We start from the raw sequence: 23,189 nt of genomic DNA, 5'->3' as shown, positions 1-23,189 counted from the left end.
ATGTAGCTGGGTGAAATCGGCAAATCGGATGCCGTGAGAGACGTGTTGAGTAAACGGGTTGGAGGATGAGATATTCCGGGCGCGGCTAAAGAATGCAGCGGCAGTCATGCCTGTCGGAGTCCATTGCGCGCCCGTGGAAAGCTTTTCGAGGTCGGCAACCGGCGGTAACAGTGCTCACTGTCGCTCCAAGTTCGTCGTCGCAACCTGTACGTGATCCATGCCTCGCGCGGATTGCGTCGCGACGGGCGACCGGAGATTCACAAGTTGGCGATACGACCGCGGGGTGGGTTCCACGACAGAGCAAGCTTACGAAGCAAGCGCGTATGAAGCGCTCCGCGTACTTGCCGCAACACCCGGCTGTATTCGCGCACTACCTGAAGGCAGGCTGAAGAAGTCGCCGATCGTCGTCGCAGCAGCGGCAAAGTTGCGTCAGGTTGCAGGCGTAACGGCGTCGCCGTCGTTTGATCGCGCCACGTTGCCCTCGGCCGAAAGGCCGATTGCTTCCTTTGATGGAGCGCTCGAAATAGGCAATAACGCTGCTGAACGAGCGTTGCGGGTCGTGGCCCTCGGGCGCAAAACTTTCTGCACTTCGGCCTTCACAGCGGCGGCGAACGAATTGTCGTGATCTACACATTGGTCGCGACCGCCAAAGAACGGCCCTGATCGGACGCTTGCGATTTTTCATTGTTGACGATCTATGCGGCTCAGTCGAATGTCGCATCTTGGCCGCGTGCTGCCTCATACAAAGGGCATACGCAATGTGAACCGCGCAAGTGGCCGGCAGCGTGCGAGCATGGCGGCAGGTACGGCTGCGCCGCGCGCATAAAGCACGCCTGACGGGATGCGTTCCGAAAGCATCCTTGTCGCATCGTGCGAAGGCGTACCGCGCAGCGCCTATTCGAGATCTGGACACATGCCCCGCGCGTCAACCGTCCAGACACGCGCGCAACGTTCGCGCGAGACGGCCTGCGTCACCCGCATCGGCGATGTTCGCGAAGCCCATCACAAGGCCGCGCAGCGTGCGCCGCGCGCGGCCATTCGCGTACCAGATCGAAAGCGGCAGCACCGCGAGGCCCGCCTCGCGGGCGCGCGTGGCGACGGCGACGTCGTCGACCGGGCCATCGGGGCCTTCGGCGAACCGCGCCGCGAACTGGATTCCGCCCGGCGGCAAGTCGACAATCAGCCGTTCGCCAAACGCCTGCTCTAGCGCGTGCACGATCAGCATGCGCCGCTCGCCGTACAACGCACGCATCCGCTTCAGATGCCGCGCAAAATGCCCCTGCCCAATGAAATCCGCCACGGCCGCCTGCAATAGCGTCGGCGATCCGGCGTTCATGCTGCGCGCCACCCGCCCGACGCGATCGACGGCTCGCTCCGGCACCACTACATACGCGAGCCGCAAACCGGGAAACATCACCTTGCTGAACGTGCCGCAATAGATCACGCGATCGCGCCGGTCGAGGCTCTTCAAAGCCGGCAATGGCCGGCCCAGATAACGGAACTCGCTGTCGTAGTCGTCTTCGATGATCCAGCTGGACGCTTTCTCTGCCCAGTCCAGCAGCGCCATGCGTCTTGTGAGCGACAGCGTGTGCCCGAGCGGGCTCTGATGCGACGGCGTGACCACTGCGAAGCGCGCCTGCGCATCCAGCAGTGTGCCGCGCTCGACGTCGATCCCTTCGCTATCCACCGGCACCGGCACAAGCTGCACGCCGGTCTCGGCCAGAAAACCGCGCGCGAGCAGATAGCCGGGATCCTCGAACCACATGCGATCGTTCGGGCGGGCGAGACTGCGCAACAGGAGTTCGAGCGTCGCACGGTAGCCGCCGGTAACGAACACCTGTTCCGGCAGGCAGGTTACACCGCGCGACAGCCCGAGATAGGTGGCGATATGTTCGCGCAGCGGCCGGTATCCGGCCGGATCCGGGTACGCGAGCATCGCAAGTTCGCCACTGCGCGCGCGACGCGAAACGAGCCGGTTCCATACCTTGCCCGGAAATGCGTCGAGCGCGGGCAGCCCTGGTTGCAACGGCCGCGGCTCGCCGCTCATGGCGACGGCGATGGCTAACTGGCGCGGAGCTGATTGACCACCAAGCGATTCGCCTGGCGTCTGCGGCGTGCCCGTTCCTTCAGTGCTCTGCCTACCGCACGCGACCTGAACGCCTTGCGCACGCGACGAACGCATCACCGATGCCGGCAGCGACGGCGATACGAACGTGCCCGCCGCGCCGCGCATCTGCAGGTAGCCCTCGTCGACGAGGATCGTGTAGGCGAGCTCGACCGTGCCGCGCGCCGTGTTCAGCTGCGTGGCGAGGCCACGCAGCGCGGGCACGCGATCGCCGGGACGCAGATGCCCCGCGGTGATCGCGGTCCTGAAGCGCTCGCAGATCTGCAGATAGATCGGCAACTGCTGCTGCCGATCGATTTCGATGGTCAATGCGGGAGTCGGTACGGTCATGACAGTCTCGCAGGCAGGGAGCGCGGAAACGACTTGGACTAGTCGAATCGACAATTCTTGGCACTTTTCGATAGAGCATGATTTTTCCACAATAGCCTTACGCGATGCGACGGCGGTGAACACTTTCACCCGATACGACACCCGCCAGTCGCGCCGCGCGTTCATTTACTTTCATCTGGGGAATCTGCCATGAAGATCGTCGTAATCGGTGGGTCCGGCCTGATCGGCTCGCGTCTCGTCACGCTGCTCCGCGAGGCGGGCCATGATGCGCTCGCCGCGTCGCCGCGTACCGGTGTGGACGCCGTCACGGGCGAAGGCCTGAGCAACGCGCTCGCGGGCGCGGACGTCGTAGTGGACGTGACGAATGCGCCGTCATGGGAGCCACAGGCGGTGCTCGACTTCTTCCGCGCCTCCGCGCGCAATCTCGGCAAGGCCGAAGTGGCCGCAGGCGTGCGCCATCACGTCGCGCTGTCGATCGTCGGCTGCGACCGCACGCCGGAGAACGCGTATTTCACCGCCAAGGTCGCGCAGGAAGAGGTGATCGAAGCGGCGGGCGTGCCGTACACGATCGTGCGCGCGACCCAGTTCATGGAGTTCATCGGCGGTATCGCGGATTTCGGCACGGACGGCGGCACGGTGCGCGTCGGCGACGGCCTGTTTCAGCCGATCGCCGCGGACGACGTCGCGGCGATCCTCGCGCAGATCGCGCTCGCCGCGCCGCTGAACAGCACGGTCGAGATCGCCGGCCCGGACCGCGCGCCTTTCGCGGAGATCATCACGCGTTATCTGAAATCGGTAGGCGACCCACGCCCGGTGGTGATGGATCGCGAGGCGCGGTACTACGGTGGCCGTGTCGAGGAACAGTCGCTCGTGCCGCTCGGTGACGCGCGGATCGGCCGCCTCAGTCTCGACCAATGGCTGGCGCAGGCTAAAAAGGCTTGATTGCAGGTTTATGCGAAACCTGAATCAACGTGTCCACATTTGCGTTGATCGGCGCCTTCGGCCCGATCGGCGTTGAAGCCGAACAAAAATTTTCTGGGTAAAGCATGAGCACGTCACAAAAGGTTGTCGTCGTTACCGGCGCATCGCAAGGCATAGGCGCCGAAGTCGTCAAGGCGTTTCGCAAGCTCGACTACCGCATTGTTGCGACCGCACGTTCGGTCAAGCCGTCGGACGACGCGAACATCCTGACCGTCGCCGGCGATATTGGTGACCCGGCAACCGCCCGCCGTGTCATTTCCGAAGGCGTTGCACGATTTGGCCGGATCGACACGCTGGTGAACAACGCCGGCATATACATCGGAAAGCCTTTCACCCAACATACCGCCGAAGACTACGCCGCGGTAGTGAATGTGAATATCGCGGGTTTCTATCACATCACGCAACTCGCCATCGCCGAAATGGAAAGGCATTCGAGCGGCCACGTGGTTAGCGTGACCTCCAGCACCGTTGACGCTGCAATCAGCGGCGTGTATTCGATGCTGGCGGCCCTGACGAAGGGTGGTCTGAACGCCGCCACGAAGTCGCTGGCGATTGAGTACGCCAGGAAAGGTATTCGCGTGAATGCCGTCGCACCGGGGATCATCAAGTCGCCGATGCACGCGCCGGAAACCCATGAAGCGCTGGGCGCCTTCCATCCGCTCGGGCGCATGGGCGAGATGAGCGATATCGCCGACGCGATTCTGTTCCTTGATTCCGCACCGTTCATCACGGGAGAAATCCTGCACGTCGACGGCGGCCAGAGCGCCGGTCACTAAATTTCCTCGGGCACTGCAAGCCGGTGCCCTTTCGTATCCCAACAGCAATTACATCATTCGAGCGTTCCTGGAATCACGCTTTGCACGCGTCAATCTTCTTCGTGCGAAATCCATGCCGAATCCCGTTGCCGGAAATGTTTATTCGCATGCCAGAACCGACCGGCGCGCCATTTCCTGTCGAAGGAAGCAGCGCTCGCTTGTGAACATCGCGGAGAGCGCACGTCGGAGGATCGGACCGCATCCCGTCGGTGCCACTCTCCCGGCCCTTTAGCTCATGCCTTGACAAACTGCAGGCCGCCAAAATTCTGGATGGTGGGAATCTCGACCTTCGTGTACGTGTCGGTCTGGGTGACCGGCGCCACCACGATGGCCGGGCTGGCGAAGCCGCCGCCATACGCAGCGTTGAGGTTTGCGACGTTGTAGTTGCTGCCGCCGCGGACAGCCGAAAGGGCCTTGGCGGACAGTTCTTCGGCATGTGCGAGGTCTTTGATCATCAGCGAGGTCATGGTAAATCTCCTGGGTTTGCTTCGGTTTGGGAAAGAGCACTATTCGTTGCGCTCACAGACACAAACGCATAGGGTGTGCCATGCTCAAATCGCGAGCCGTGAAGAATCGCCTAACCGCATGAAAACAAATAAAAATAAATATTTCGCATGCGCTGTTGCGAAGCATTCCGAAGGGCTGGAGGAAAACGATGTCCTGCTATGACAAACAGATCTCTCAGTGACTGTCTGTTTTCGAACAACAGGTCCGCGACAGAATCTCGGCATTCACGAACCTGATATCGGTGTACCCGCACAACGCCATGGTCGTGTCGAACTCGCGCGCAATGATGCCCAGGCTGCGCCCGACCCCCGCCTCGCCCAGCGCGGCGAGGCCATAGAGAAATGCTCGCCCGATCATCGTGCCACGCGCCCCCAGCGCCATAGCCTTCAGCACGTCCTGACCCGTTCGAATACCGCCGTCGAGCCATATTTCGGCATGCTTTCCGGCGGCGTCATGAACGCGCGGTTCATGTCGTCCAAATTGGGCCGCAGCGGTGAATGAATACGAAACACGGATGTTCGCACGCGTTGTCGAGTCCGCTGAAGGAGCGGCTGAAGGTGCGGCCATCCAGCTGACGCACGACGGCGAGGCGCTAACGCTGGAAATGTATCGGAGTCACCAGGGCGTATCGTCCGCCTGAGGCGCCAGTCAGGCGCCCTCTGCCGGCTTCATTTGCTTGCGCCCGCATCGCCGACGAGTTGCCCTTTCAACAGCGCCTCGAGCCAGTCGGCGAACACCTGAACTCTGCGCGACAGATGCTGCCGATGCGGATAGAGCAAGGTCATCGGCATCGGCGCCGCCCGGTATTCGGGCATCACCTCGATCAGTTCGCCGGCGCGCAGATGCTGCTGCACGTCGTAGGCAGGAATCTGGATCAAGCCGAGTCCCGCAAGGCAGCACGCGATATACGCCTCGGCGCTGTTGACGCTCACTCGGCCTTGCGTCGGCAACGTCCTCACGGTTTCGCCGTCGAGCGATTCCCAGGGCGTGATACGGCCGCTCGATGGCGACGCATAGTGGACGGCCTGGTGGGTTGCCAGGTCGCCGGGCGTGCGGGGCGTGCCGCGCTGGGACAAATAGAAAGGGCTCGCAACATTGATCAACGGCAGATTGCCGATAGGCCGCGCGATCATGCCGGAATCGTGCAACTTGCCTACGCGCAGCGCACAATCGACGCGCTCTTCGACAAGGTCGATCGCGCGATCGGTCAGGCCGAGCGCGACGTCGATTTTCGGATAGGCGACGAGGAATTCCGGCAGCGCGGGTGCGATGATCAGCCGGCCTACACGGCCTGGCACGTCGATGCGCAGCACGCCGCTCGGTCCTACCGATGTCTGCCGGAACAGGTTCTCGGTCTCCTCGACATCGGCGATCAGGCGCAGGCAGCGCTCATAGAGCGCAGCGCCGTCCTCGGTCGGCGACACCTTACGCGTTGTCCGATGCAGCAGCCGGGCGCCGATCCGGCCTTCCAGCTCCTGGATCGCCGCGGATACCGACGAGCGAGGCAAACCGAGCGTGTCCGCCGCGCGCGTGAAATTCGCGCATTCGACAACGCGCGCGAAGACGCGAAACAGGTCAATACGATCCACGTTCGCTCTCACCTTCGCGAGCGCGCAGCTCGACGTCGTATCGAGCTTGCTGCGCGGGATGCAGTCCGTCGGTCCGGCATGCGCGCGCGCCGCCGGTCTCGTTCGCCGTCATGTCCAGACACCCTTTTCCACTGTTCGACTTTTCTGACCAGTGATGTCAGAAACAGTAGATTTAAATGAATTTCCTGGAATATATCATTCAGCAGGATGAGAGGCTGCATGGGGCGGCTTCGGTACTGGGGATGAACCATGACAAACCACAGCATCAAAGGCAAAACCGTCGTGATTGCGGGCGGAGCGAAAAATCTCGGTGGACTGATTGCACGGGATCTCGCCGCACAAGGCGCTAGAGCAGTGGCGATCCACTACAACAGCGCGAGCTCGAAGACCGCAGCAGACGAGACACTTGCCGCGATCGAGTCGGCGGGTGCCAAGGCGGTCGCTTTCCAGGCCGATCTGACCTCGGCCGGCGCGGTCGAGAAGCTGTTTTCTGATGTCGTCGCCGCCGTCGGCCGCCCCGATATTGCAATCAATACGGTAGGCAAGGTGTTGAAGAAGCCGTTCGTGGACATCACGGAGGCTGAGTACGATGAAATGACGGCGGTAAATTCCAAGTCCGCGTTCTTCTTCCTCAAAGAAGCAGGCAAGCACGTCAATGACAACGGCAAGATCGTCACGCTCGTCACGTCGCTGCTCGGCGCGTTCACTCCGTTCTACGCCGCCTATGCGGGCACCAAGGCGCCGGTCGAGCATTTCACGCGCGCGGCGGCCAAGGAATTCGGCGCGCGCGGCATCTCGGTGACAGCCATCGGACCCGGACCCATGGATACGCCGTTTTTCTATCCCGCCGAAGGCGCGGACGCGGTGGCTTACCACAAGACCGCCGCCGCACTTTCACCGTTCTCCACGACTGGTTTGACCGACCCAGGGGATGTGGTGCCCTTCATCCGCCATCTGGTCAGCGACGGGTGGTGGATCACCGGGCAGACCATTCTGATCAACGGCGGGTATACGACGAAATAAGCGAGCGAATGAGCGACCAGGTTAGTAAGCGACTGGATCGACCCATAGCGGGCGCTCGAAACGCCCAGCAGACCGCCGAATAACGGACGCTCAACGTTTGACATGAGAGGCGGCCTAGCCTCGCGAGGCCGCTCGATGGAAGGGTTAGGCCTCGGGTTGGTGGCAAACCACTTCGATGTTGTGCCCGTCCGGACCAATGACAAAAGCTGCATAGTAGTTCGCGTGGTAGTGCGGGCGCGGACCAGGCGCACCATTGTCTTTGCCACCCGCCTCCAGAGCCGCGCGATAGAAAGCTTCGACTTGCTGGCGATTCTCGGCCATGAACGCCAAGTGAAGATGCGCCGGCTTCTCCTCGGTTTGGTACAGGCACAACGAAGCCTTACCCTGTGGGCTAAGCTCGACACCGTACGTCGGTGGCCCCTCCGAGACAACAGCTACGCCGAGCGGTTCGAGTGCCTTGAGGAAAAACGCTTTGCTCGCTGCATAGTCGCTGACTCCGAATTTGACGTGGTCGAACATGAGTTCTCCTGAAGTGTGTTGGCCTGCGCGAGGCCTAACGTGATTTAGAGATCACCGCGATGTTGCCACACGTAGCCACAAGTAGCCACCGGTGGCAGTCGGGGTATGACATCCGCACGGTTCAGGAGTTGCTCGGGCACGCAGACGTGACCACCACGATGATCTATACGCACGTGCTGAAGGTTGGCGGTGGAGGCGTGCCGAACCCACTGGGCTCGTTGCCTTGAAGGCGGGCAACCGCAAAGCAGACCGCGGCGAAAGACCGCAAATGGCCGATCTGCGAAGTTCAGGAAGGGCCGAACTCAACCCGTTTGAGTCACTCATGCGTCATTCCGCTCGACACCCTGTAGCCCTCAGAACTCTGCATGGAACCCCGCTCCGCGACGGCTTATCCTTGATCGCCGACGCCGCAGCAGCAAGGCAATCCCGCACGCTCATAACGCTTTTAAGCCCGCCCGCAAGAACAGGAGCAGTTCGTCGAACTGGGTAATCAGTTCAAAACACAAAAGAAACGCCAACGTGTAACCCGGCCCGGGAGACCTGTTCATCCATTGCAGGATCGGCGCCGCAAAACGCGCCCTGACAGCGTCCCGGGTCGCCATATAGGTGATGGCTATACCGAGCGCCGCGCCCGCGAGTACATCGGTCGGATAGTGCAACCCAAGATAGACGCGCGGCAGGCATATGAAGACGGCCGTGTACAGCAGCGCGAACACGCCGGCACGGCGGCTGATGAGAAAGATGCCTGTCGCAATCGACATCCACAGCAGCGCATGGTCGCTCGGAAAGGAGCTCCATGTGCGCACTACGGCCTCCTGCAGACCGACTGACGGAAAGTCCAGGTGCAACTCGGCGTTATAGAGCGGCCGCAGCCGAAACGGCAAGTAGTACGCAAGAAGCCTTCCGCCGGCAAGCGACAGAAGGCCGCTCACGATCGTTGCGATGATCATCTCACGCTCCCATTCAGTACGCTGACTGGGTCTGAACCACAACCAGCACAAGATGGGTATGAGTACGAGGCCCTTGAACATAATCTGGCCCGCGACCACCCTGATTGCGTGATTCATCGCCGCCGAGCGAAGAGCGTGGTCCGTCAGGAAAACCTGGATCCATGTATCGAAACTGTTCATTTCAACACCTCCGTTTCGATGTGCAACAGTCAGTCCGCCGGGGAAACCGACCTGAATCGAACTGCTCGATGCGTGTCACGACCCACAGGCGTGGATCGCCTACTTTTATGCATTGCCATCAGGCGATGGCTATGATTAGAACAACTACAAGTTCTATCGCGGCTCTCGCATCCTGAGTGACGGGATAGAGCGCAGAGACGCGACGCCGGATTAGCCGTCGCCTGATTTCGAGCAGATTTATACGCGCATGCGATCCTGGCGCAGGCACACGCCAGTCAGTGCGTATGCAGAAGCGGGCAACTCACCGTGCTCCGGGGTCAGGGAATACTGGACGGCGCGTGCGGCGTCGGAACGACTGGCCCGCCAATGGGAAAAACCCGGCGCGGCACAGGAACCTGTCATAGCGGCACGCAGGTCGATCAGGAACGGTCCAGCCGGTTACCGTCGATCCGTACGCGGTCGCCCGGACGGAGGTCGCCGGGTGTGGACACGTCGAAGGAGCGCGACGATCCGTCATTGAGTTGCACAACGATTCGGTAAGCGCTCGCGGTCGAACCGCTGTACTGCTTCGCGATCTGATTGCCGGCCACCGCGCCGCCGAGCGCGCCCACTACGGTCGCAACGTCGCGGCCATGTCCGCCCCCAAACTGATTGCCGACCACACCACCGACGACCGCGCCGACCACTGTGCCCATTACGCTTCCCGGGCTCAGCGAATTGGCAGCGGCAAGAGGCTGAATTGCCGAAATAACGCCGTACTGAACGCCGTAACCAGAGCTCGCGGGCCCATAGGCGCTTGAACTATCGACTGGCTGGGGATAGGCGGGCTGCGCATAAGCCGGCTGGGCGTACACGGGTTGCGCATAGGCTGGCTGCGCGGGATTCGAACCGTACGGCATGTTGGGTCCAGGAACCACGCACCCACTCAGAGGCAAAGCTGCGCACAGCGCGATGTAGAAGATTGGTTTGGCAAATTGAGTGTTGTACATGATGCTCTCGACATCCTGACGCCGCATGTCAGCAGGCGAAGTTGAGGTTCGGTATGGAGTATAAGGAAGTGTTGCCGAATATTTTCACCGCGCCGCGTAACAGTGTGTAAATTGTTCCGCTGCGAGCGCTCAACGCAGTGGGTGCTGTGGCGGATGCTGCAGCCGGATACGTTGTGCAAGGACCGAGACCAGAAGCGAAGTCGCCTCGACAGCCGATCCATAAGACCGATTCCCCTGATGATAAGGATTCCTTCTGTTATAAGGCCGACCAGGGAACGTGACGAATGGACGCCGGCTGCGTCAGCAGGTAAATGGACGCACGGAATCAGAGGGTCATGTCGAGAACGATCTTGCCAGGAGCATGCCCAGTCCTGTTTCGCTCGATCGCAGCAGCAAGCCCGGACAGGTCGGTCACTTCGGCGATCGTCGACCGCAAGACGCCGCGGCCGACCGCGTCGGCATTCTTTTGCAGTTGCTGGTAGTCCGGTTTCATCATGAACCACACGCCTTTGAAACCGGCCGGTGTACGCGCGGCGATGTCGGGCTCGGCGGTACTGACGATGGTGCCACCTGGCGCCAGGACTTGCCAGAGTCGGTAAAACAGCCGCTGGAACGGACTTGCGTCATTCCTCGCGGCCGTATTCTGAAACGCAGCTTAGCACTCGCCCTTTTTCGCGTGCCCCGGCGGACAATGATCGGGCCCATGCCCGTGATGGTGACGATGCTCTTCCCATTCGTCGCGATCCCAGTAGCGGCGTCCGTCCCAGTAACGGTCGCCTTGCCAACCCGGCGACACGACGACCACCGGCGCCGGTGCGACCACGACGGGCGGTGGTACGCCAATGTTGATACCGACCCCGACGTCGACAGCATTCGCAAGTCCCGACGCTCCGATTCCGATACTTGCGAACGCGGCGACAATAAAGAAACGTTTCATGTTATCCCCCTAGACAAAGCAGCAATACGCTGCCGGCTGGCCACGTCACGCGCAGCCGTCGTTTGTTGATCGAACGCAGTGTGGATCGTTGCCACGCCTGCTTCAACGCGAACTTGTAACGAATTGTTCCCCCTGATCGCTAACCGGTCGGCAAAGACGCGCGTCGCATGGAAACGAAACGTCCAAACATGCGTTCGTTTTTACCGCCGGCGAACCGGCCATCGCCTTGCATCGCATTACGTAAGCGTGACTGTCAGTTACAAAGCTTTCGCGCCAGCAGGAGCCACGGTCTGATTGTAGAGGAGCGGGATAGGGCAAATACACCGCACCCGTGGGTTATGCCGGGCAATAGCGCCGCATCGACCTACCCCAAGGTCCGAATCGAATTGCTGATCCCACGAGCGCAATCGATCACCGCCGGCGCCAGGCGTTGCTCCGCATCGGCGAGCGTCCAGCGGCTGGTCGGCGCGACCACATGCACCGATGCTACCGGCCTTCTCTCGCCATCCAGCACCGGTGCGGCGATCGTCATGTCGCCGATGAACAGTTCCTCGCGATTCGACGTATAGCCATTGCGCCGCCCCTGCGCAAGCAGCGCCTCGATTTCTCCAATGTCCGTCACCGTGTACTGCGTATGCACCACGCGCTCACTTGCTTCGAGCAGCGCGCGCGCTTCGTCGTCGGCAAGCGCGCCGAGATAGGCACGGCCGGAAGCGGTGCAATACATGGGAATGCGGCTGCCAATGGGCATGTGGATCGGCACGAATTTCGTACAGACGAAGCGCGCGACATACAGCATCTCGACGCCGTCCGGTTCAGTAAGACTCGTGGTCTCGCCAGTCAGGTTCGTGAGTTCGGATAGAAACGGATTGGCGACGTCGATCAGAGTATCCGCAGCGACATAGTTAAAGCCGATCTGCATCACACGAGGCGTGAGTTGATAGCGCTTCGTGCGCGGATGCTTGCGCACGTAACCCAGCTTTTCGAGCGTGTAGATCATCCGCTGCGCCGAGCTCTTCGTGATCGAAGTCGCCTCGGCCACTTCCGGCAGGCTCATCGTCCGGCGTTGCGCGCTGAAAGCGCGCAACACGGCAATGCCTTTCTCCAGCGACTGGTTGAAAAGCGCGTCCGGCGCTTCCAGCGCCGCCGCCTCATTTGCGTGTTCCGCGCCTTTGCCGCTCATGGAAATACCCAATTGTGAATAGTTATGCTCGACACTAACATATCGAATATCGATACGCAAATAATGTTATTCGATATTTTTGACTCGAATATGATTCCCACACGCTATCTACCGATACCTCAACTGCTGTCTCTTACTGTCGCGGAGAGTCTCATGATCCAGTTTGTCAAGCGTATTGCCGGCGCCGCCATTGCCGGATTGGTCATCGCAGCAACGCCGGGTCTGGCGCAAGCCGCGCCGTCGTATACGGTCGGCGCCACCGCCACCGGCGTGCCGTTCACCTTCCTCGACGTGAAGAGCAATTCGATCCAGGGCCTGCTCGTCGATGCGATCACGGCCACCGGCAAGGCCGCCGGTTTCGACGTGAAGGTGGAACAGACCACGTTCGCCGCGCTCATCCCGTCGCTCACCACGAAGAAAATCGACGTGATCTCCGCCGCGATGCTGAAGACGCCCGCCCGCCAGCAGATCGTCGATTTCTCGGACACGGTCTATTCGTATGGCGAGGGTCTCATCGTGCGGGCCGACGACAAGAACACCTACACATCGATGGACGATCTCAAGGGCGAAGTCGTCGGCGCGCAAGTGGGCACGGCGTTCGTCGACGCGCTGAACAAGAAAGGCATCTTCAAGGAAGTGCGCACCTACGACTCGGTCGCGGACATCATGCGCGACGTCGCGCTCGGGCGCATCAAGGCGGGCTTCGGCGACCATCCGATCATCGCGTATCAGTTGCAGAAGAATCCGAATCCGCAGTTGCGTCTCGTCGATGGCTATCAGCCGTCCGTGAAAGGCCAATTGTGCTTCGTCGTGAGAAAGGGCGACAACGAGACGCTCGAGAAGCTGAACGCCGGCATCCGCAAGATCAAATCGGACGGCACGCTCACGCAGATCATCAAGAAATGGCAAGTGGAATGACACGGCTACCTGATTAAGGGGAACCCGCCATGTTCATCCAGAACGCGCTCGACTTCCTGCCGATCCTCCTCAAGGGCGCGATTGTCACGGTCGAGATCACCTTCTGCGCCTTTCTTCTGAGCACGATCCTCGGCCTCGCGCTCGCGCTGATGCGCGTGTCGGAGAACAAGGTGCTCTCGCATGCCGCGGCCACCATCGTCAACGTGATCCGCGGCCTGCCGATCATCGTGCAGCTGTTCTACATCTACTTCGTGCTGCCCGATCTCGGTGTGCAACTGAGTGCGTTTCAGGCGGGTTTCATCGGGCTCGGCATCGCATATTCGGCGTATCAGGCGGAGAACTTCCGCGCCGGGATCCAGGCGATCGATCACGGGCAGATCGAAGCCGCGCAATCCATCGGCATGCGCGGCGCGTTGATCATGCGCCGCGTGATCCTGCCGCAAGCATTTCGTATCGCGCTGCCGCCCTACGGCAACACGCTCGTGATGATGCTGAAGGACTCGTCGCTCGCGTCGACGATCACCGTCGCGGAAATGACGCGCGCAGGTCAATTGATCGCGTCGTCGACGTTCCAGAACATGACGGTATTCACGCTCGTCGCCCTGCTCTATCTCGCGCTCAGCCTGCCGCTCGTCTACGGCTTGCGGCGTCTCGAACGACGTCTCGGTCTCAAGGGAAAACGATGATCGAAGTTCAATCCATTCACAAGCGCTTCCACGATCAGGAAGTGCTCAAGGGCGTGAGCCTCAGTGTCGACGCGGGCCAGGTGGTGTGTCTGATCGGACCGTCGGGGTCCGGCAAGTCGACACTCCTGCGCTGCATCAACGGCCTCGAAACCTACGATGCGGGCACGATCACCGTCGAAGGCGAGCGCGTCGACGCGAAGTTGAAGCAGATTCACGAACTGCGCACGCATGTCGGCATGGTGTTCCAGCGCTTCAATCTGTTTGCGCATCGCACGGCACTCGAAAACGTCTGCGAAGGACCGCTCTATGTGAAGAAGGAATCGCGCGACGCGGCACGCGAAAAGGCGCGGCACCTGCTGGACAAAGTCGGCCTCTCGCACCGGATCGATGCGTATCCGGCGGAACTGTCGGGTGGCCAGCAGCAGCGCGTTGCCATCGCGCGTGCGCTCGCCATGGAGCCGAAGGCGATTCTGTTCGACGAACCCACCTCGGCGCTCGACCCGGAACTCGTCGGCGAGGTTCTGAGCGTGATGCGGCAATTGGCCGACGACGGCATGACGATGATCGTCGTCACGCACGAGATGGGATTCGCCCGCGAAGTCGCGGATCGCGTGTGCTTTCTCTACGACGGCACGATCTGCGAGCAAGGCCCGGCCGCCGATCTGCTCGAGCGCCCCGATCACCCGCGCACGCGAGACTTTCTGCGCCGCATGCTTGCCCCTGCCAACGCAGCCATCTCGAACTGAACAGCAAGATGAAGATAGTCCAAGCTAGCAAGCCGTTGCCGCCGTCGCTCTGGGCCGCGACCGCCGAACCCGCCGTGGAAGCGCCGCCGCTTGGGGCGTCGAAGCGTGTCGATGTCGCGATCGTCGGGGCGGGTTATACGGGCCTATCCACCGCGCTGCATCTCAGCGAACTCGGGATCGACGTCTGCGTCATCGACGCGAACGAGCCGGGCTGGGGCGCATCGGGCCGCAACGGCGGACAGGTGATCCCCGGCCTGAAATACGATCCCGCCGAACTTGTGCGGCGCTTCGGTCAGCGTGACGGCGAGACGCTCGTGGACATGGCGGGCGGCGCCGCCGACACGGTGTTCGGCCTGATCGAGCGTCACGGTATCGCGTGCGATGCGAAGCGCGCCGGCTGGATCCAGCCCACTCACTCGACGAAGCTGCTGGACACGCTGCATGCGCGAGCGCGCCAGTGGGAATCGCGGGGCGCGCATGTCGAATTGCTCGACCGCGCACAGATCGCGCAGCGGCTCGGCACGGCGGCCTTCGTCGGCGGATGGGTGGACCGGCGCGCGGGCAGCGTGCAACCGCTCAGTTACGCCCGCGGTCTCGCACGCGCAGCGATTGCGCGCGGCGTGTCGATCCATCGCGGCACGTGCGCGCGCAAGCTTGAACAAAGCGCGAACGGATGGCGCATCCACACCGCAAACGGGCCGATCATCGACGCGCGGCAGGTACTCGTCGCGACCAATGGCTATAGCGATTCGCTCTGGCCCGGCCTCGCGCAGTCGACGATCGCGGCGAACAGTTTCATCGTGGCGACGCGGCCTCTCCCCGCCGATATCAGCGCGAGCATTCTGCCTGGGGGCGAAGTGGCGTCCGATTCGCGGCGTCTCTTGCTGTACTTCCGGCGGGACGCCGAAGGCCGTCTGCTGATCGGCGGTCGCGGCCCGTTTCGCGAACCGCGCGGCGCGTCGGACTGGGCGCATCTCGAACGCGCGGCGCAACTTCTCTACCCGCAATTGAACGAGGTCGAATACGAGTATCGATGGGCGGGGCGCATCAGCATCACGCGCGATTTTCTGCCCCATGTGCATCTTCCGGCGCCGGGACTGACGATTGCACTCGGCTATAACGGCCGCGGCATTGCCATGGCGACGACGCTCGGCAAGCATCTCGCCGCACACCTGGCGGGCACGGCGCAGGGATTGCCGTTGCCGCCGACCTCCATCAAGCCGATTCCGCTTCACGCGCTACAGCGCTTTTACATCAGCGCAGGCGTAGCGTGGTACGGACTGCTCGACGCACTCCCCTGATGCGGATCGCGCGAAGCGCCCTTATATGGCGCCGCGCGGCCGGTTATCGTCCGTATCCACGCAGCACACCAATACTTCGGCATCCTCTTTACTCAGGCTCAAATACACATGCCCAAGCGAGCTGTCGAAGTAGAGACTGTCGCCTGGCATCAGCTTGAACGCCTTGCCGTTCTCGAAGCGCAGCTCCAGTTTTCCACTCAGGAGAAAAACGAACTCCTCGCCTGAATGCCGGATGAATTCCGGAAAATCGGATACCGCGCGTGCGCGGATGTGAGCTCGCATCGGCACCATCCGCTTGCCGGTCAGATTGTTCGCCAGCATGCCGTACTCGTAGTTCGGCGTGTCATAGATCGCCTGCTTGCCGGATGCCGTGAACGTTGGCTTCAGCGGCCCCGCAGCCGCTTTCCTGCTCCGGCCGAAAATCGCATCGAAGTCCAGTTCCAGTGAATGCGCGAGCGCCGCGAACTTGTCGTAGGTCAGCGCGATATCGCCGCGCTCCGCCTTCGATATGGTCGACACGGCAATGCCCGAGCGCTCCGACAACTCCATGAGCGTCAGCCCACGCTGCTTGCGCGCCTGGCGAATATGCGCGCCGACTGTTTTGTGATCGAGCGCCGGCGGCGCGGCCTGCACGCTCGCCGCCACTTCCGCTATCGCTGCTTTTGCCATTGCACCTGCTTCCAAAGTTCGATTTTTGTCGGATACGAGAATTTTATTTTTTCTCGTATATGATAACTTACATCGATCCCACCCTTTTCGACGGGGGCATATTGTGTCTACGCTCGTACTCAGCAAGTCCGGTCTGACGAAGAAGCACGTCATCGCGGCCACGACCATCGGCACGGCCCTCGAATTCTACGACTTCACTATCTACAGTTTTTTTGCGATTCAGATTGGACAGCTGTTTTTTCCGGGCGCGTCGCCGGTCAATCAATTCCTGCTGTCCATCGGTGTATTCGGCGTGGGGTTCGTCGTGAGACCGCTCGGGGGAATCGTGATCGGCGCCTACGCGGATCGCGTCGGACGCAAGAAAGCAATGGTGCTCACCATCATGCTGATGGCGCTGAGTTGCGCGATGATCGCCTGCGCGCCGACTTATGCCGTCGCCGGCCTTGCGGCACCGTTCATCGTATTGACCGCGCGGCTGATCCAGGGATTTGCGGCAGGCGGCGAGTTCGGCCCGGGCACGACGCTACTGATTGAATACGCGTCGAACCACACGCGCGCCTTTTTTGCCAGTTGGAACTTTGCGGCCACCGCCGCGGGTCTCGCACTCGGCGCGGCCGTCGCGACGCTCGTCAATGTGTCGCTGCCCAAGGAGGCCGTGCTCGAATGGGGCTGGCGCATTCCATTCCTGCTCGGCATTGTCGCGGCGCCCGCCGGCATGCTGATTCGCAAACGGCTCGCGGAAACACTTGTCAGTCATGCCACCGATGCGACGCGGCCACAAGGCGCGCTGAAAGCGGCGCTGACCACTCACCTCAAGCTGACGATTCTCGGCACGTTCGCCGAACTGGGCGGTTCCGTCTCGGTGTACATCGTCGCGTTTTTCCTGCCGAGCCATGCGGTCCGCGCACTGCATTTATCGCCCACTACGGCCGTGACTTCGGGTATCGTCAGTTCGCTCGCGTTATTCGTCGCGGCACCTCTCGCGGGCATCCTTGCCGACCGGTTCAGCCGCAAGCGCGTGCTGGTCGCGTCGCGGGTAGCGATGCTGCTGCTCGTCTATCCGGCGTTCGCGTTCCTCGGCACGCATCCGTCGGTTATGTCATTGTGCGTTGTTTCCGGCGTACTTGCCGTGCTCGTGGCTGGACAGATCGTGCCGGTGCTCGTGACGATCCCCGAACTGTTCCCCAAGCACGTTCGCGCGACGGGAATCGCGTTGACTTATGTGGTCAGCGCATCGTTTTTCGGCGGCTTCTCGCCGTTTATCGCGAGTTGGCTGGTCGCGCAGACGGGCAATCCGCTGGCCCCAGCATGGTATGTCGCCGCCGCCTGCCTCGTGTCGCTCGTCCCGGTGATCTGGCTCAAGGACCGCACGGGCGAAGCGCTCGGCTAACACGGAGATGATGCAATGAGTCGTAACGACGAACTTGTCGGCCTGAGCGCTGTGGAATTGCGGCGAATGATCGGCGCCAAAGAGATCTCGCCGGTCGAACTGCTGGATGCGTGCATCGAACGGATCGAGGCCATCAATCCCGCCGTGAATGCCGTGACGGCAACGGCTTACCCCGAAGCCAGGAAAGCCGCGAAGGAAGCGGAACGGCAGGTTCTCGACGGCGCGCCGCTCGGCTTGCTGCATGGCTTGCCGCTCGGCGTGAAGGACCTCGAAGATACAGCGGGTCTGCTCACCACCTATGGCTCGCCGATGTCGCGAGGCTACGTGCCCACGCGCGACGTCGTACTGGTCGAGCGCCTGCGTGCGGCAGGCGCGATCCTGACCGCCAAGACCAATGTTCCCGAACTGGGTGCGGGCGCGAACACGCGCAATCCGGTGTGGGGCGCGACCGGCAATCCGTTCAATCCGGAACTGAACGCGGGCGGCTCGTCAGGTGGCTCAGCGGCGGCGCTGGCGTGCGACATGCTGCCCGTCTGCACCGGGTCCGACACGGGCGGCTCGCTGCGGATACCCGCATCGAAGTGCGGCGTGGTCGGCTTCCGGCCATCACCCGGACTGGTGCCGAACTCACGCAGATTGCTGGGATGGACACCGATTTCGGTAGTGGGTCCAATGGGTCGAACCATCGCCGAGACCTGCTTGCAGCTTGCCGCGACAGCCGGTGTTTCCGCAGGCGATCCGCTGACCTGGCCGCTCGATCCGTTGAGCTTTGCATTGCCTGCCGCTATTGATCTGAGCACGCTGCGCGTGGGCTGGACCGAAGACTTCGACAGTTGCGACGTCGATCAGGACATCAGGCAAATCTTTCGCGAGCGCATGGCGGCACTCAAGCCCATGGTCCATACCTGCGAGGAAGTGAGCTTCGATCTGGGCAACGTGCACCGCTGCTTCGACGTCATTCGCGCCGAGAGTTTTGTCGCGGGATTGCGCGATGCCTATATGCGCGATCCGGGCCAGCTCGGACCGAATACACGGGCCAACTACGAACTTGGCGCAAGCATGAGCCTTGCGGACAGCGCATGGGCGCAGGCCGAGCAGACGCGCATCTTCAAGAAATTTCAACGCGCGTTCGAACACTACGATGTGATCCTTTCACCAACCACGCCGGTCACGCCATTTCCGTGGCAGCAACTCTACGCCGAGCGGATCGACGGACGCGAACAGGAAAATTACTATCGATGGCTCGCGCTGACTTATGTGGTCACGCTGACCACGCACCCGGCAATTTCACTGCCGTGTGGCGTCGATCGTGCCGGCATGCCGTTCGGATTGCAGATTATCGGGCCGTTTCAAGGCGACCGGAAAACGCTCGCCGTCGCGCATGCGCTGGAACAGGCCTTCGAACCCTCTCCCGTGTTGCGTCGGCCACGGCCGGATTTGTCGAAGCTCGCTCAAGCGAATCCTTCGCTGACCTCCATTGTTACGGCGCCGCCTCTCTTCAATCAAGCCGGCGACAGCCAGGCCGGCACCTCAACGGTCTAGGAACGTGACCGGAAGCCCAATGAAATTCGATACCGTCGTACTCGGCGCGGGCATTGTGGGTGTGTCAGTCGCCGTGCATCTCCAGAAACGCGGTCGCAAGGTGGCCCTCGTGGACCGCAAGCTGCCGGGCAACGAGACCTCGTTTGGCAACGCCGGGTTGATTCAGCGTGAAGGCGTCTATCCGTATGCATTTCCGCGCGATCTCGGCACCCTGCTCCGCTATGCGCGTAACGAATCGCTCGACGTCCGCTATCACGCCGACGCCATGCTCAAGGTAGCGCCATTCCTGTGGCAATACTGGCGCAACTCACACCCGGCGAAGCATGCAGCTATCGCGCGGTCTTACTCGACGTTGATCGAGCACTGTGTGAGCGAGCACCGGGCGCTGGCGGCCGAGGCGGGCGCCAGCGAATTGCTGCGTCCGATCGGATGGATAAAGGTCTTTCGCACCGCGGCGAAGCAGGACGCGGAAACAAGGCTCGTCGAGCAATGGCGTCAGGAATATGGCGTGGCGTTCGAGTCGCTCGATGCAACCCGCTTGCGGCAAGTCGAGCCTGATCTCGATACCGCTTTGCTGGGGGGATTGCGCTATATCGAATCGGATTCCGTCAGCGATCCCAATGCACTCGTCACTGCTTACGCGAAGTATTTCGAGCAGCTGGGCGGACGCTTTTTTTTCGGCGATGCCAACTCGCTTCGTCCTCTTTGGGAAGTCGATACGGACGAGGGGACGATTACGGCGTCGGAGGCGGTGATCGCTTTGGGGCCGTGGTCGGATCAGGCGAGCTCGCGGCTCGGGTATCGTCTGCCGCTTGCCGTCAAACGCGGCTATCACATGCACTATGCCCCGCGGGGGGCGGCACGCCTGAATCATCCCGTGCTGGATGTCGAAAACGGCTACCTGCTCGCACCCATGAGGCAAGGAATCCGGCTGACCACGGGCGCTGAAATCGCCCAGCGCGATGCACCCAGGACACCTACGCAACTCGCCGCGGTGGAACCGATCGCGCGCAAACTGTTTCCCTTGGGCGAGCGTCTCGACGACGAACCGTGGATGGGCCGTCGTCCCTGTACGCCCGACATGATGCCGATTATCGGACCGGCGGGAAATCACAAGAATCTGTGGTTTGCTTTCGGACACGCTCATCACGGACTGACGCTCGGACCCGTGACGGGTCGGCTGATCGCTGAAATGATGACCGGCGAGCAAACGATCGTTGACGCTCACCCGTTCAGGGTGGATCGGTTTTAGCGGCCGTTTCCAGCAACGTCCTGCAAAGCAGATAACGCAGCGGCACATGCAAGGTCGGCACTTCCTTTTATCCCGCCGACTTGCCGAAGAGGGAAAAATGTTTGGACGGTTCGCGCGGCACGTCATCGCCGATCTGACCGAACTCGATCGGAAAACGCATGTAGAAAACGTGTATGTTTTCCGCGCGCACAAGGTCCAGTAGACGCTCGGCCTCCTCTTCGGTCACTGCAAGAATGATCTGCAGCGGCTGGTCGGCAAGCTTGAACATATGCGCCGCGTGATGCGCGCCCGCGTGACCGATGCCTTCGGCGCAGTTGATGACGGTCGCGCCTTGAATGCCCAACTGGCGAACCTCGTGCAACAACCATTCGCATACGGTCTGATGGCCGTGCTTCCGGTTCTGCTCGGTATAGAACGTCAGTTGATAGCCTTGCATCGCCCGCCTCCACCTTCGCGGCGCCTCGCAGCGCGGTCATCGCCTCACCTGATTAATTCTAGTTCATGGAGGACCGCGAAGCGCGATTGTGCGGCGCAATACGAGCCATCGGCACGAGTACTTCAGCACGAGTACTTCAGCACGGCCGGATGCCGTTGAGGTCCACTACTGCGCGCCCTCCGCTCCGAGCATTTCGTATTCGACGGGACAGCGCGTATAGAAGAGTTGAATACCCCCGCGCTTGAGGCTCCCGAGCAGCGCATCGATGTGCGCGTCGTCGGCGGCAATCATGACCGCAACCGGCTGGTCGACCAGTTCGAAGAAGCGCGCCGCGTGGTACTTGCCGCGCGCGTCAATGGCTTCGGCCGCTTCAATGACCGTCGCACCCTGAATACCGGCCTTCTTCGCCTCGTCCACGATCCAGTCGGCCACCGACATATGATTTTTCCGGTGGCTCTGGTTGGCCGCAAACACCGTCAAATGACTGCCATTCATGGGGACCTCCGCCTGGCCTGGGAAAAGCGCCAAGTACCGCTGTGCGCTCTGGCCGAGGTGTGCGGGCCCACGCACGCGGCGATGATATGCAGCTTAATTGGCCCACCCAGTCAAATCAAGTTCCATAAATCTGGTTCCAGCGACCGGGTTGAACGTGTAGGCAGCGACAGCCTTGAAACCTAATGACACGTAGAGTTGCTGCGCCGCTTGCATGCTGGGAAGGGTATCGAGAACGATACGCGCGTAGCCGGCCTCTTTCGCGATTCGACAGATGGATTCACCTAACCGCCGTCCAAGCTGTTGGCCACGTCCGGCAGGTCGTACATAGAGGCGCTTCATTTCGCAAGTCGTTGCATCTAGCGGGCGCATTGCTACACAGCCGATGACGTGCCCATTGCTCGAAGCGAGAAGAATTCGACCTTGGGGCTCGGCGTACCTTCCGGGCAGATCGGCCAGTTCTGCCTCAAAATTCTGGAAACACAGGTCGATGCCGAGGCCGTCCGCGTATTCGCGGAAAATCTCCCGAACAACGTCAAGGTGCTGAGGGAATCCAGCTGTTTCAATTTCAGTCATGTTGAAAATATCCGCTAATGTACGAACGCGTCGAAGCGCGAGGTGAACATGAACGACACATGGCAATTCCAGATCAGGATCAGCGTCTCGGCCGAGCTTGCCGCCAGCTTGCACGAAGACCCAGCGTGTACGGTACACGACCCGCTTCATGATGTTATGCGCAGACACAACGCATCCGTGAGGTGCCAGTTCGACGCTTTCGCCGATTACGTGAGCGAAGCTCAAAGACTCGGCACGGAAAAGTATCCGCTGTATCAATGGACTAAGGACGCGATTGAGAACCCGGAGAAAAAGGCCAGGTACCTGCAGTCCTTCACTGTCTATGTAGACGGCAAGGAGGTCTACGGCAAAGACATTGCCGACTTGCTGCAAGCGGAACTATCCGCGCTAATCGGCAACGCTGGAATCAGAAGCGTAATCAGGTTCGACACCAACCCGGCGAACAACCCGCAACCGCCTGCGCGTGGGCAGTAACACGCGTCCTCCCCCAGTTCGCGAAATCACGTGTCAGTCAGCCGGCAGAGCGGCACATCGTACGTGGAGCGTCGCAGAGCGTTGGGCTATCGGGCCGTCGGCGCCGGACCGGTTTCGCACGCTTGCCACCACTTCCCATGTGGATCAAGATCAAGTCGCCGCATCAGCAATCAGCGATCCCCATGACAGACAACCCCAACCCCAACCCCGACCCCGACAAACTGAAAGGTCCAGGCGGCCTGACGATGCGCGAGATCCACGAACAGGTGCAAAAGAGCGTCGAGCGCGACCGGGAAGCACAGGCCGCGCGCCGTTCGCTCGCTCCGCCACAAAGCCGGTGGCAACGTTGGGTGCGCTACGTGTGGGGCCGCAGCGGACGTCGCTAGTGCCGGCTGACCCGCGACATCATCATTCGACGCCGCAGTGCGCTCGCGCAGCAGACTACCCGTTCGGGTGGTGTGCGCCCACCGTCGTTCTGTCATTCTGAGTTCGTTCGTCGCCGCTTGACTTGCAGAGGATGCGTCCGCAATGGGCGGCGTGAGGCACGAGTGGTTCGTGTCGCGAACGACTGGAGCATGC

26 protein-coding genes and 3 pseudogenes are annotated in these 23,189 nt (G+C 61.5%); 15 read left to right on the top strand and 14 right to left on the bottom strand.

Translation table 11 applies throughout. The features are described 5' to 3' along the window. Positions 1-508: 508 nt before the first annotated feature. Positions 509-651 (top strand): annotated as a pseudogene (locus AC3WOG_RS24820) (IS66 family transposase); the annotation flags it as partial. A 274-nt stretch (positions 652-925) separates the two neighbouring features. Here AC3WOG_RS24820 and pdxR read toward each other — a convergent pair. Beyond that, entirely contained in the window at positions 926-2,455 is a 1,530-nt protein-coding gene (gene pdxR, locus AC3WOG_RS24815) for a MocR-like pyridoxine biosynthesis transcription factor PdxR (RefSeq protein WP_492580540.1), read from the bottom strand. A gap of 189 nt (positions 2,456-2,644) precedes the next feature. Here pdxR and AC3WOG_RS24810 point away from each other — a divergent pair, with 189 nt between their 5' ends. After that, positions 2,645-3,397, top strand: a complete 753-nt coding sequence (locus AC3WOG_RS24810) for an SDR family oxidoreductase (RefSeq protein WP_492580539.1) — start codon at positions 2,645-2,647, stop codon at positions 3,395-3,397. Between the two features lie 104 nt (positions 3,398-3,501). After that, on the top strand, positions 3,502-4,212 hold the full coding sequence (locus tag AC3WOG_RS24805; protein ID WP_492580538.1) for an SDR family NAD(P)-dependent oxidoreductase: 711 nt from the start codon (positions 3,502-3,504) through the stop codon (positions 4,210-4,212). A 272-nt stretch (positions 4,213-4,484) separates the two neighbouring features. Here the strand turns inward: AC3WOG_RS24805 and AC3WOG_RS24800 are convergent, their stop codons facing one another. Together AC3WOG_RS24800 and AC3WOG_RS24795 are read right to left on the bottom strand one after the other, a co-directional pair. Continuing rightward, positions 4,485-4,718 (bottom strand): hypothetical protein, encoded by a 234-nt coding sequence (locus tag AC3WOG_RS24800; RefSeq protein WP_492580537.1) that lies wholly within the window; start codon positions 4,716-4,718, stop codon positions 4,485-4,487. Positions 4,719-4,932: 214 nt separating this feature from the next. Beyond that, a pseudogene (locus AC3WOG_RS24795) lies at positions 4,933-5,223 on the bottom strand (alpha-hydroxy acid oxidase); the annotation flags it as partial. A gap of 49 nt (positions 5,224-5,272) precedes the next feature. Here AC3WOG_RS24795 and AC3WOG_RS24790 point away from each other — a divergent pair. Continuing rightward, entirely contained in the window at positions 5,273-5,398 is a 126-nt protein-coding gene (locus tag AC3WOG_RS24790; RefSeq protein ID WP_492582561.1) for a hypothetical protein, read from the top strand. Between the two features lie 28 nt (positions 5,399-5,426). Here the strand turns inward: AC3WOG_RS24790 and AC3WOG_RS24785 are convergent, their stop codons facing one another. Further along, complete coding sequence (locus tag AC3WOG_RS24785) at positions 5,427-6,347, bottom strand: LysR family transcriptional regulator (RefSeq protein WP_492580536.1); 921 nt, start codon at positions 6,345-6,347, stop codon at positions 5,427-5,429. 249 nt (positions 6,348-6,596) lie between these two features. Between AC3WOG_RS24785 and AC3WOG_RS24780 the strand changes: the two genes are divergently transcribed. Next, positions 6,597-7,370 (top strand): SDR family oxidoreductase, encoded by a 774-nt coding sequence (locus AC3WOG_RS24780; protein ID WP_492580535.1) that lies wholly within the window; start codon positions 6,597-6,599, stop codon positions 7,368-7,370. A 144-nt stretch (positions 7,371-7,514) separates the two neighbouring features. Here the strand turns inward: AC3WOG_RS24780 and AC3WOG_RS24775 are convergent, their stop codons facing one another. Continuing rightward, positions 7,515-7,889: a VOC family protein gene (locus tag AC3WOG_RS24775; protein WP_492580534.1), complete on the bottom strand. Its 375-nt coding sequence runs from the start codon at positions 7,887-7,889 to the stop codon at positions 7,515-7,517. A gap of 80 nt (positions 7,890-7,969) precedes the next feature. Between AC3WOG_RS24775 and AC3WOG_RS24770 the strand changes: the two are divergent. Further along, positions 7,970-8,116: pseudogene (locus tag AC3WOG_RS24770) on the top strand (tyrosine-type recombinase/integrase); the annotation flags it as partial. 207 nt (positions 8,117-8,323) lie between these two features. Here AC3WOG_RS24770 and AC3WOG_RS24765 read toward each other — a convergent pair. The 5 genes from AC3WOG_RS24765 to AC3WOG_RS24745 all read right to left on the bottom strand — a co-directional run bounded on the left by AC3WOG_RS24765 (position 8,324) and on the right by AC3WOG_RS24745 (position 12,128). Continuing rightward, positions 8,324-9,019: a phosphatase PAP2 family protein gene (locus tag AC3WOG_RS24765; protein ID WP_492580533.1), complete on the bottom strand. Its 696-nt coding sequence runs from the start codon at positions 9,017-9,019 to the stop codon at positions 8,324-8,326. Between the two features lie 419 nt (positions 9,020-9,438). After that, complete coding sequence (locus AC3WOG_RS24760; protein WP_492580532.1) at positions 9,439-10,008, bottom strand: glycine zipper 2TM domain-containing protein; 570 nt, start codon at positions 10,006-10,008, stop codon at positions 9,439-9,441. 325 nt (positions 10,009-10,333) lie between these two features. Then, positions 10,334-10,546, bottom strand: a complete 213-nt coding sequence (locus tag AC3WOG_RS24755; RefSeq protein WP_492582437.1) for a zinc-binding dehydrogenase — start codon at positions 10,544-10,546, stop codon at positions 10,334-10,336. Between the two features lie 117 nt (positions 10,547-10,663). Continuing rightward, positions 10,664-10,945: a hypothetical protein gene (locus AC3WOG_RS24750; protein ID WP_492580531.1), complete on the bottom strand. Its 282-nt coding sequence runs from the start codon at positions 10,943-10,945 to the stop codon at positions 10,664-10,666. A 364-nt stretch (positions 10,946-11,309) separates the two neighbouring features. Then, on the bottom strand, positions 11,310-12,128 hold the full coding sequence (locus tag AC3WOG_RS24745) for an IclR family transcriptional regulator (RefSeq protein WP_341316587.1): 819 nt from the start codon (positions 12,126-12,128) through the stop codon (positions 11,310-11,312). Between the two features lie 153 nt (positions 12,129-12,281). Here AC3WOG_RS24745 and AC3WOG_RS24740 point away from each other — a divergent pair, with 153 nt between their 5' ends. Genes AC3WOG_RS24740 through AC3WOG_RS24725 form a run of 4 tightly spaced genes read left to right on the top strand, consistent with a single transcriptional unit; the run spans position 12,282 to position 15,779 of the window. Next, the gene (locus AC3WOG_RS24740; protein WP_492580530.1) at positions 12,282-13,046 is read left to right on the top strand and encodes a substrate-binding periplasmic protein; all 765 of its coding nucleotides are present in this window, start codon (positions 12,282-12,284) and stop codon (positions 13,044-13,046) included. Positions 13,047-13,075: 29 nt separating this feature from the next. Then, positions 13,076-13,732, top strand: a complete 657-nt coding sequence (locus tag AC3WOG_RS24735; RefSeq protein ID WP_492580529.1) for an amino acid ABC transporter permease — start codon at positions 13,076-13,078, stop codon at positions 13,730-13,732. Then, positions 13,729-14,478, top strand: a complete 750-nt coding sequence (locus tag AC3WOG_RS24730) for an amino acid ABC transporter ATP-binding protein (RefSeq protein WP_492580528.1) — start codon at positions 13,729-13,731, stop codon at positions 14,476-14,478. Before AC3WOG_RS24735 ends, AC3WOG_RS24730 begins: the two co-directional genes overlap by 4 nt. 8 nt (positions 14,479-14,486) lie before the next feature. Continuing rightward, positions 14,487-15,779 (top strand): NAD(P)/FAD-dependent oxidoreductase, encoded by a 1,293-nt coding sequence (locus tag AC3WOG_RS24725; RefSeq protein ID WP_492580527.1) that lies wholly within the window; start codon positions 14,487-14,489, stop codon positions 15,777-15,779. A 21-nt stretch (positions 15,780-15,800) separates the two neighbouring features. On the opposite strand, the gene AC3WOG_RS24720 is transcribed toward AC3WOG_RS24725, so the two are convergent. Beyond that, entirely contained in the window at positions 15,801-16,448 is a 648-nt protein-coding gene (locus AC3WOG_RS24720) for a helix-turn-helix domain-containing protein (protein ID WP_492580526.1), read from the bottom strand. A 103-nt stretch (positions 16,449-16,551) separates the two neighbouring features. On the opposite strand from AC3WOG_RS24720, the gene AC3WOG_RS24715 reads away from it, so the two are divergent. From AC3WOG_RS24715 to AC3WOG_RS24705, 3 genes are read left to right on the top strand one after another with little or no spacing between them, the layout of a single operon-like run. Continuing rightward, complete coding sequence (locus tag AC3WOG_RS24715) at positions 16,552-17,838, top strand: MFS transporter (protein ID WP_492580525.1); 1,287 nt, start codon at positions 16,552-16,554, stop codon at positions 17,836-17,838. A 15-nt stretch (positions 17,839-17,853) separates the two neighbouring features. After that, positions 17,854-19,380 (top strand): amidase, encoded by a 1,527-nt coding sequence (locus AC3WOG_RS24710; protein WP_492580524.1) that lies wholly within the window; start codon positions 17,854-17,856, stop codon positions 19,378-19,380. A gap of 19 nt (positions 19,381-19,399) precedes the next feature. Next, complete coding sequence (locus AC3WOG_RS24705) at positions 19,400-20,632, top strand: NAD(P)/FAD-dependent oxidoreductase (RefSeq protein ID WP_492580523.1); 1,233 nt, start codon at positions 19,400-19,402, stop codon at positions 20,630-20,632. A gap of 67 nt (positions 20,633-20,699) precedes the next feature. On the opposite strand, the gene AC3WOG_RS24700 is transcribed toward AC3WOG_RS24705, so the two are convergent. The 3 genes from AC3WOG_RS24700 to AC3WOG_RS24690 all read right to left on the bottom strand — a co-directional run bounded on the left by AC3WOG_RS24700 (position 20,700) and on the right by AC3WOG_RS24690 (position 22,136). Beyond that, the gene (locus tag AC3WOG_RS24700; protein ID WP_492580522.1) at positions 20,700-21,068 is read right to left on the bottom strand and encodes a DUF190 domain-containing protein; all 369 of its coding nucleotides are present in this window, start codon (positions 21,066-21,068) and stop codon (positions 20,700-20,702) included. Between the two features lie 165 nt (positions 21,069-21,233). Continuing rightward, on the bottom strand, positions 21,234-21,563 hold the full coding sequence (locus AC3WOG_RS24695) for a DUF190 domain-containing protein (RefSeq protein WP_492580521.1): 330 nt from the start codon (positions 21,561-21,563) through the stop codon (positions 21,234-21,236). A 93-nt stretch (positions 21,564-21,656) separates the two neighbouring features. Further along, on the bottom strand, positions 21,657-22,136 hold the full coding sequence (locus AC3WOG_RS24690) for a GNAT family N-acetyltransferase (protein WP_492580520.1): 480 nt from the start codon (positions 22,134-22,136) through the stop codon (positions 21,657-21,659). A gap of 48 nt (positions 22,137-22,184) precedes the next feature. Here AC3WOG_RS24690 and AC3WOG_RS24685 point away from each other — a divergent pair, with 48 nt between their 5' ends. Together AC3WOG_RS24685 and AC3WOG_RS24680 are read left to right on the top strand one after the other, a co-directional pair. Then, positions 22,185-22,610 (top strand): hypothetical protein, encoded by a 426-nt coding sequence (locus AC3WOG_RS24685; RefSeq protein WP_492582436.1) that lies wholly within the window; start codon positions 22,185-22,187, stop codon positions 22,608-22,610. A gap of 182 nt (positions 22,611-22,792) precedes the next feature. Continuing rightward, positions 22,793-22,996, top strand: coding sequence for a hypothetical protein (locus AC3WOG_RS24680; RefSeq protein ID WP_492580519.1), 204 nt, complete (start codon positions 22,793-22,795; stop codon positions 22,994-22,996). Positions 22,997-23,189 lie beyond the last annotated feature (193 nt).

The organism is Paraburkholderia sp. FW306-02-B (assembly GCF_058782725.1).
This window is presented reverse-complemented; position numbering and strand designations above follow the sequence as displayed.

Bases quoted from the DNA above. Each gene is read 5' to 3' on its own strand.
- pdxR (WP_492580540.1), bottom strand. From the start codon at position 2,455: ATGACCGTACCGACTCCCGCATTGACCATCGAAATCGATCGGCAGCAG.
- AC3WOG_RS24810 (WP_492580539.1), top strand. From the start codon at position 2,645: ATGAAGATCGTCGTAATCGGTGGGTCCGGCCTGATCGGCTCGCGTCTC.
- AC3WOG_RS24805 (WP_492580538.1), top strand. From the start codon at position 3,502: ATGAGCACGTCACAAAAGGTTGTCGTCGTTACCGGCGCATCGCAAGGC.
- AC3WOG_RS24800 (WP_492580537.1), bottom strand. From the start codon at position 4,718: ATGACCTCGCTGATGATCAAAGACCTCGCACATGCCGAAGAACTGTCC.
- AC3WOG_RS24790 (WP_492582561.1), top strand. From the start codon at position 5,273: ATGTTCGCACGCGTTGTCGAGTCCGCTGAAGGAGCGGCTGAAGGTGCG.
- AC3WOG_RS24780 (WP_492580535.1), top strand. From the start codon at position 6,597: ATGACAAACCACAGCATCAAAGGCAAAACCGTCGTGATTGCGGGCGGA.
- AC3WOG_RS24775 (WP_492580534.1), bottom strand. From the start codon at position 7,889: ATGTTCGACCACGTCAAATTCGGAGTCAGCGACTATGCAGCGAGCAAA.
- AC3WOG_RS24765 (WP_492580533.1), bottom strand. From the start codon at position 9,019: ATGAACAGTTTCGATACATGGATCCAGGTTTTCCTGACGGACCACGCT.
- AC3WOG_RS24760 (WP_492580532.1), bottom strand. From the start codon at position 10,008: ATGTACAACACTCAATTTGCCAAACCAATCTTCTACATCGCGCTGTGC.
- AC3WOG_RS24750 (WP_492580531.1), bottom strand. From the start codon at position 10,945: ATGAAACGTTTCTTTATTGTCGCCGCGTTCGCAAGTATCGGAATCGGA.
- AC3WOG_RS24745 (WP_341316587.1), bottom strand. From the start codon at position 12,128: ATGAGCGGCAAAGGCGCGGAACACGCAAATGAGGCGGCGGCGCTGGAA.
- AC3WOG_RS24740 (WP_492580530.1), top strand. From the start codon at position 12,282: ATGATCCAGTTTGTCAAGCGTATTGCCGGCGCCGCCATTGCCGGATTG.
- AC3WOG_RS24735 (WP_492580529.1), top strand. From the start codon at position 13,076: ATGTTCATCCAGAACGCGCTCGACTTCCTGCCGATCCTCCTCAAGGGC.
- AC3WOG_RS24730 (WP_492580528.1), top strand. From the start codon at position 13,729: ATGATCGAAGTTCAATCCATTCACAAGCGCTTCCACGATCAGGAAGTG.
- AC3WOG_RS24725 (WP_492580527.1), top strand. From the start codon at position 14,487: ATGAAGATAGTCCAAGCTAGCAAGCCGTTGCCGCCGTCGCTCTGGGCC.
- AC3WOG_RS24720 (WP_492580526.1), bottom strand. From the start codon at position 16,448: ATGGCAAAAGCAGCGATAGCGGAAGTGGCGGCGAGCGTGCAGGCCGCG.
- AC3WOG_RS24710 (WP_492580524.1), top strand. From the start codon at position 17,854: ATGAGTCGTAACGACGAACTTGTCGGCCTGAGCGCTGTGGAATTGCGG.
- AC3WOG_RS24705 (WP_492580523.1), top strand. From the start codon at position 19,400: ATGAAATTCGATACCGTCGTACTCGGCGCGGGCATTGTGGGTGTGTCA.
- AC3WOG_RS24700 (WP_492580522.1), bottom strand. From the start codon at position 21,068: ATGCAAGGCTATCAACTGACGTTCTATACCGAGCAGAACCGGAAGCAC.
- AC3WOG_RS24695 (WP_492580521.1), bottom strand. From the start codon at position 21,563: ATGAATGGCAGTCATTTGACGGTGTTTGCGGCCAACCAGAGCCACCGG.
- AC3WOG_RS24690 (WP_492580520.1), bottom strand. From the start codon at position 22,136: ATGACTGAAATTGAAACAGCTGGATTCCCTCAGCACCTTGACGTTGTT.
- AC3WOG_RS24685 (WP_492582436.1), top strand. From the start codon at position 22,185: ATGAACGACACATGGCAATTCCAGATCAGGATCAGCGTCTCGGCCGAG.
- AC3WOG_RS24680 (WP_492580519.1), top strand. From the start codon at position 22,793: ATGACAGACAACCCCAACCCCAACCCCGACCCCGACAAACTGAAAGGT.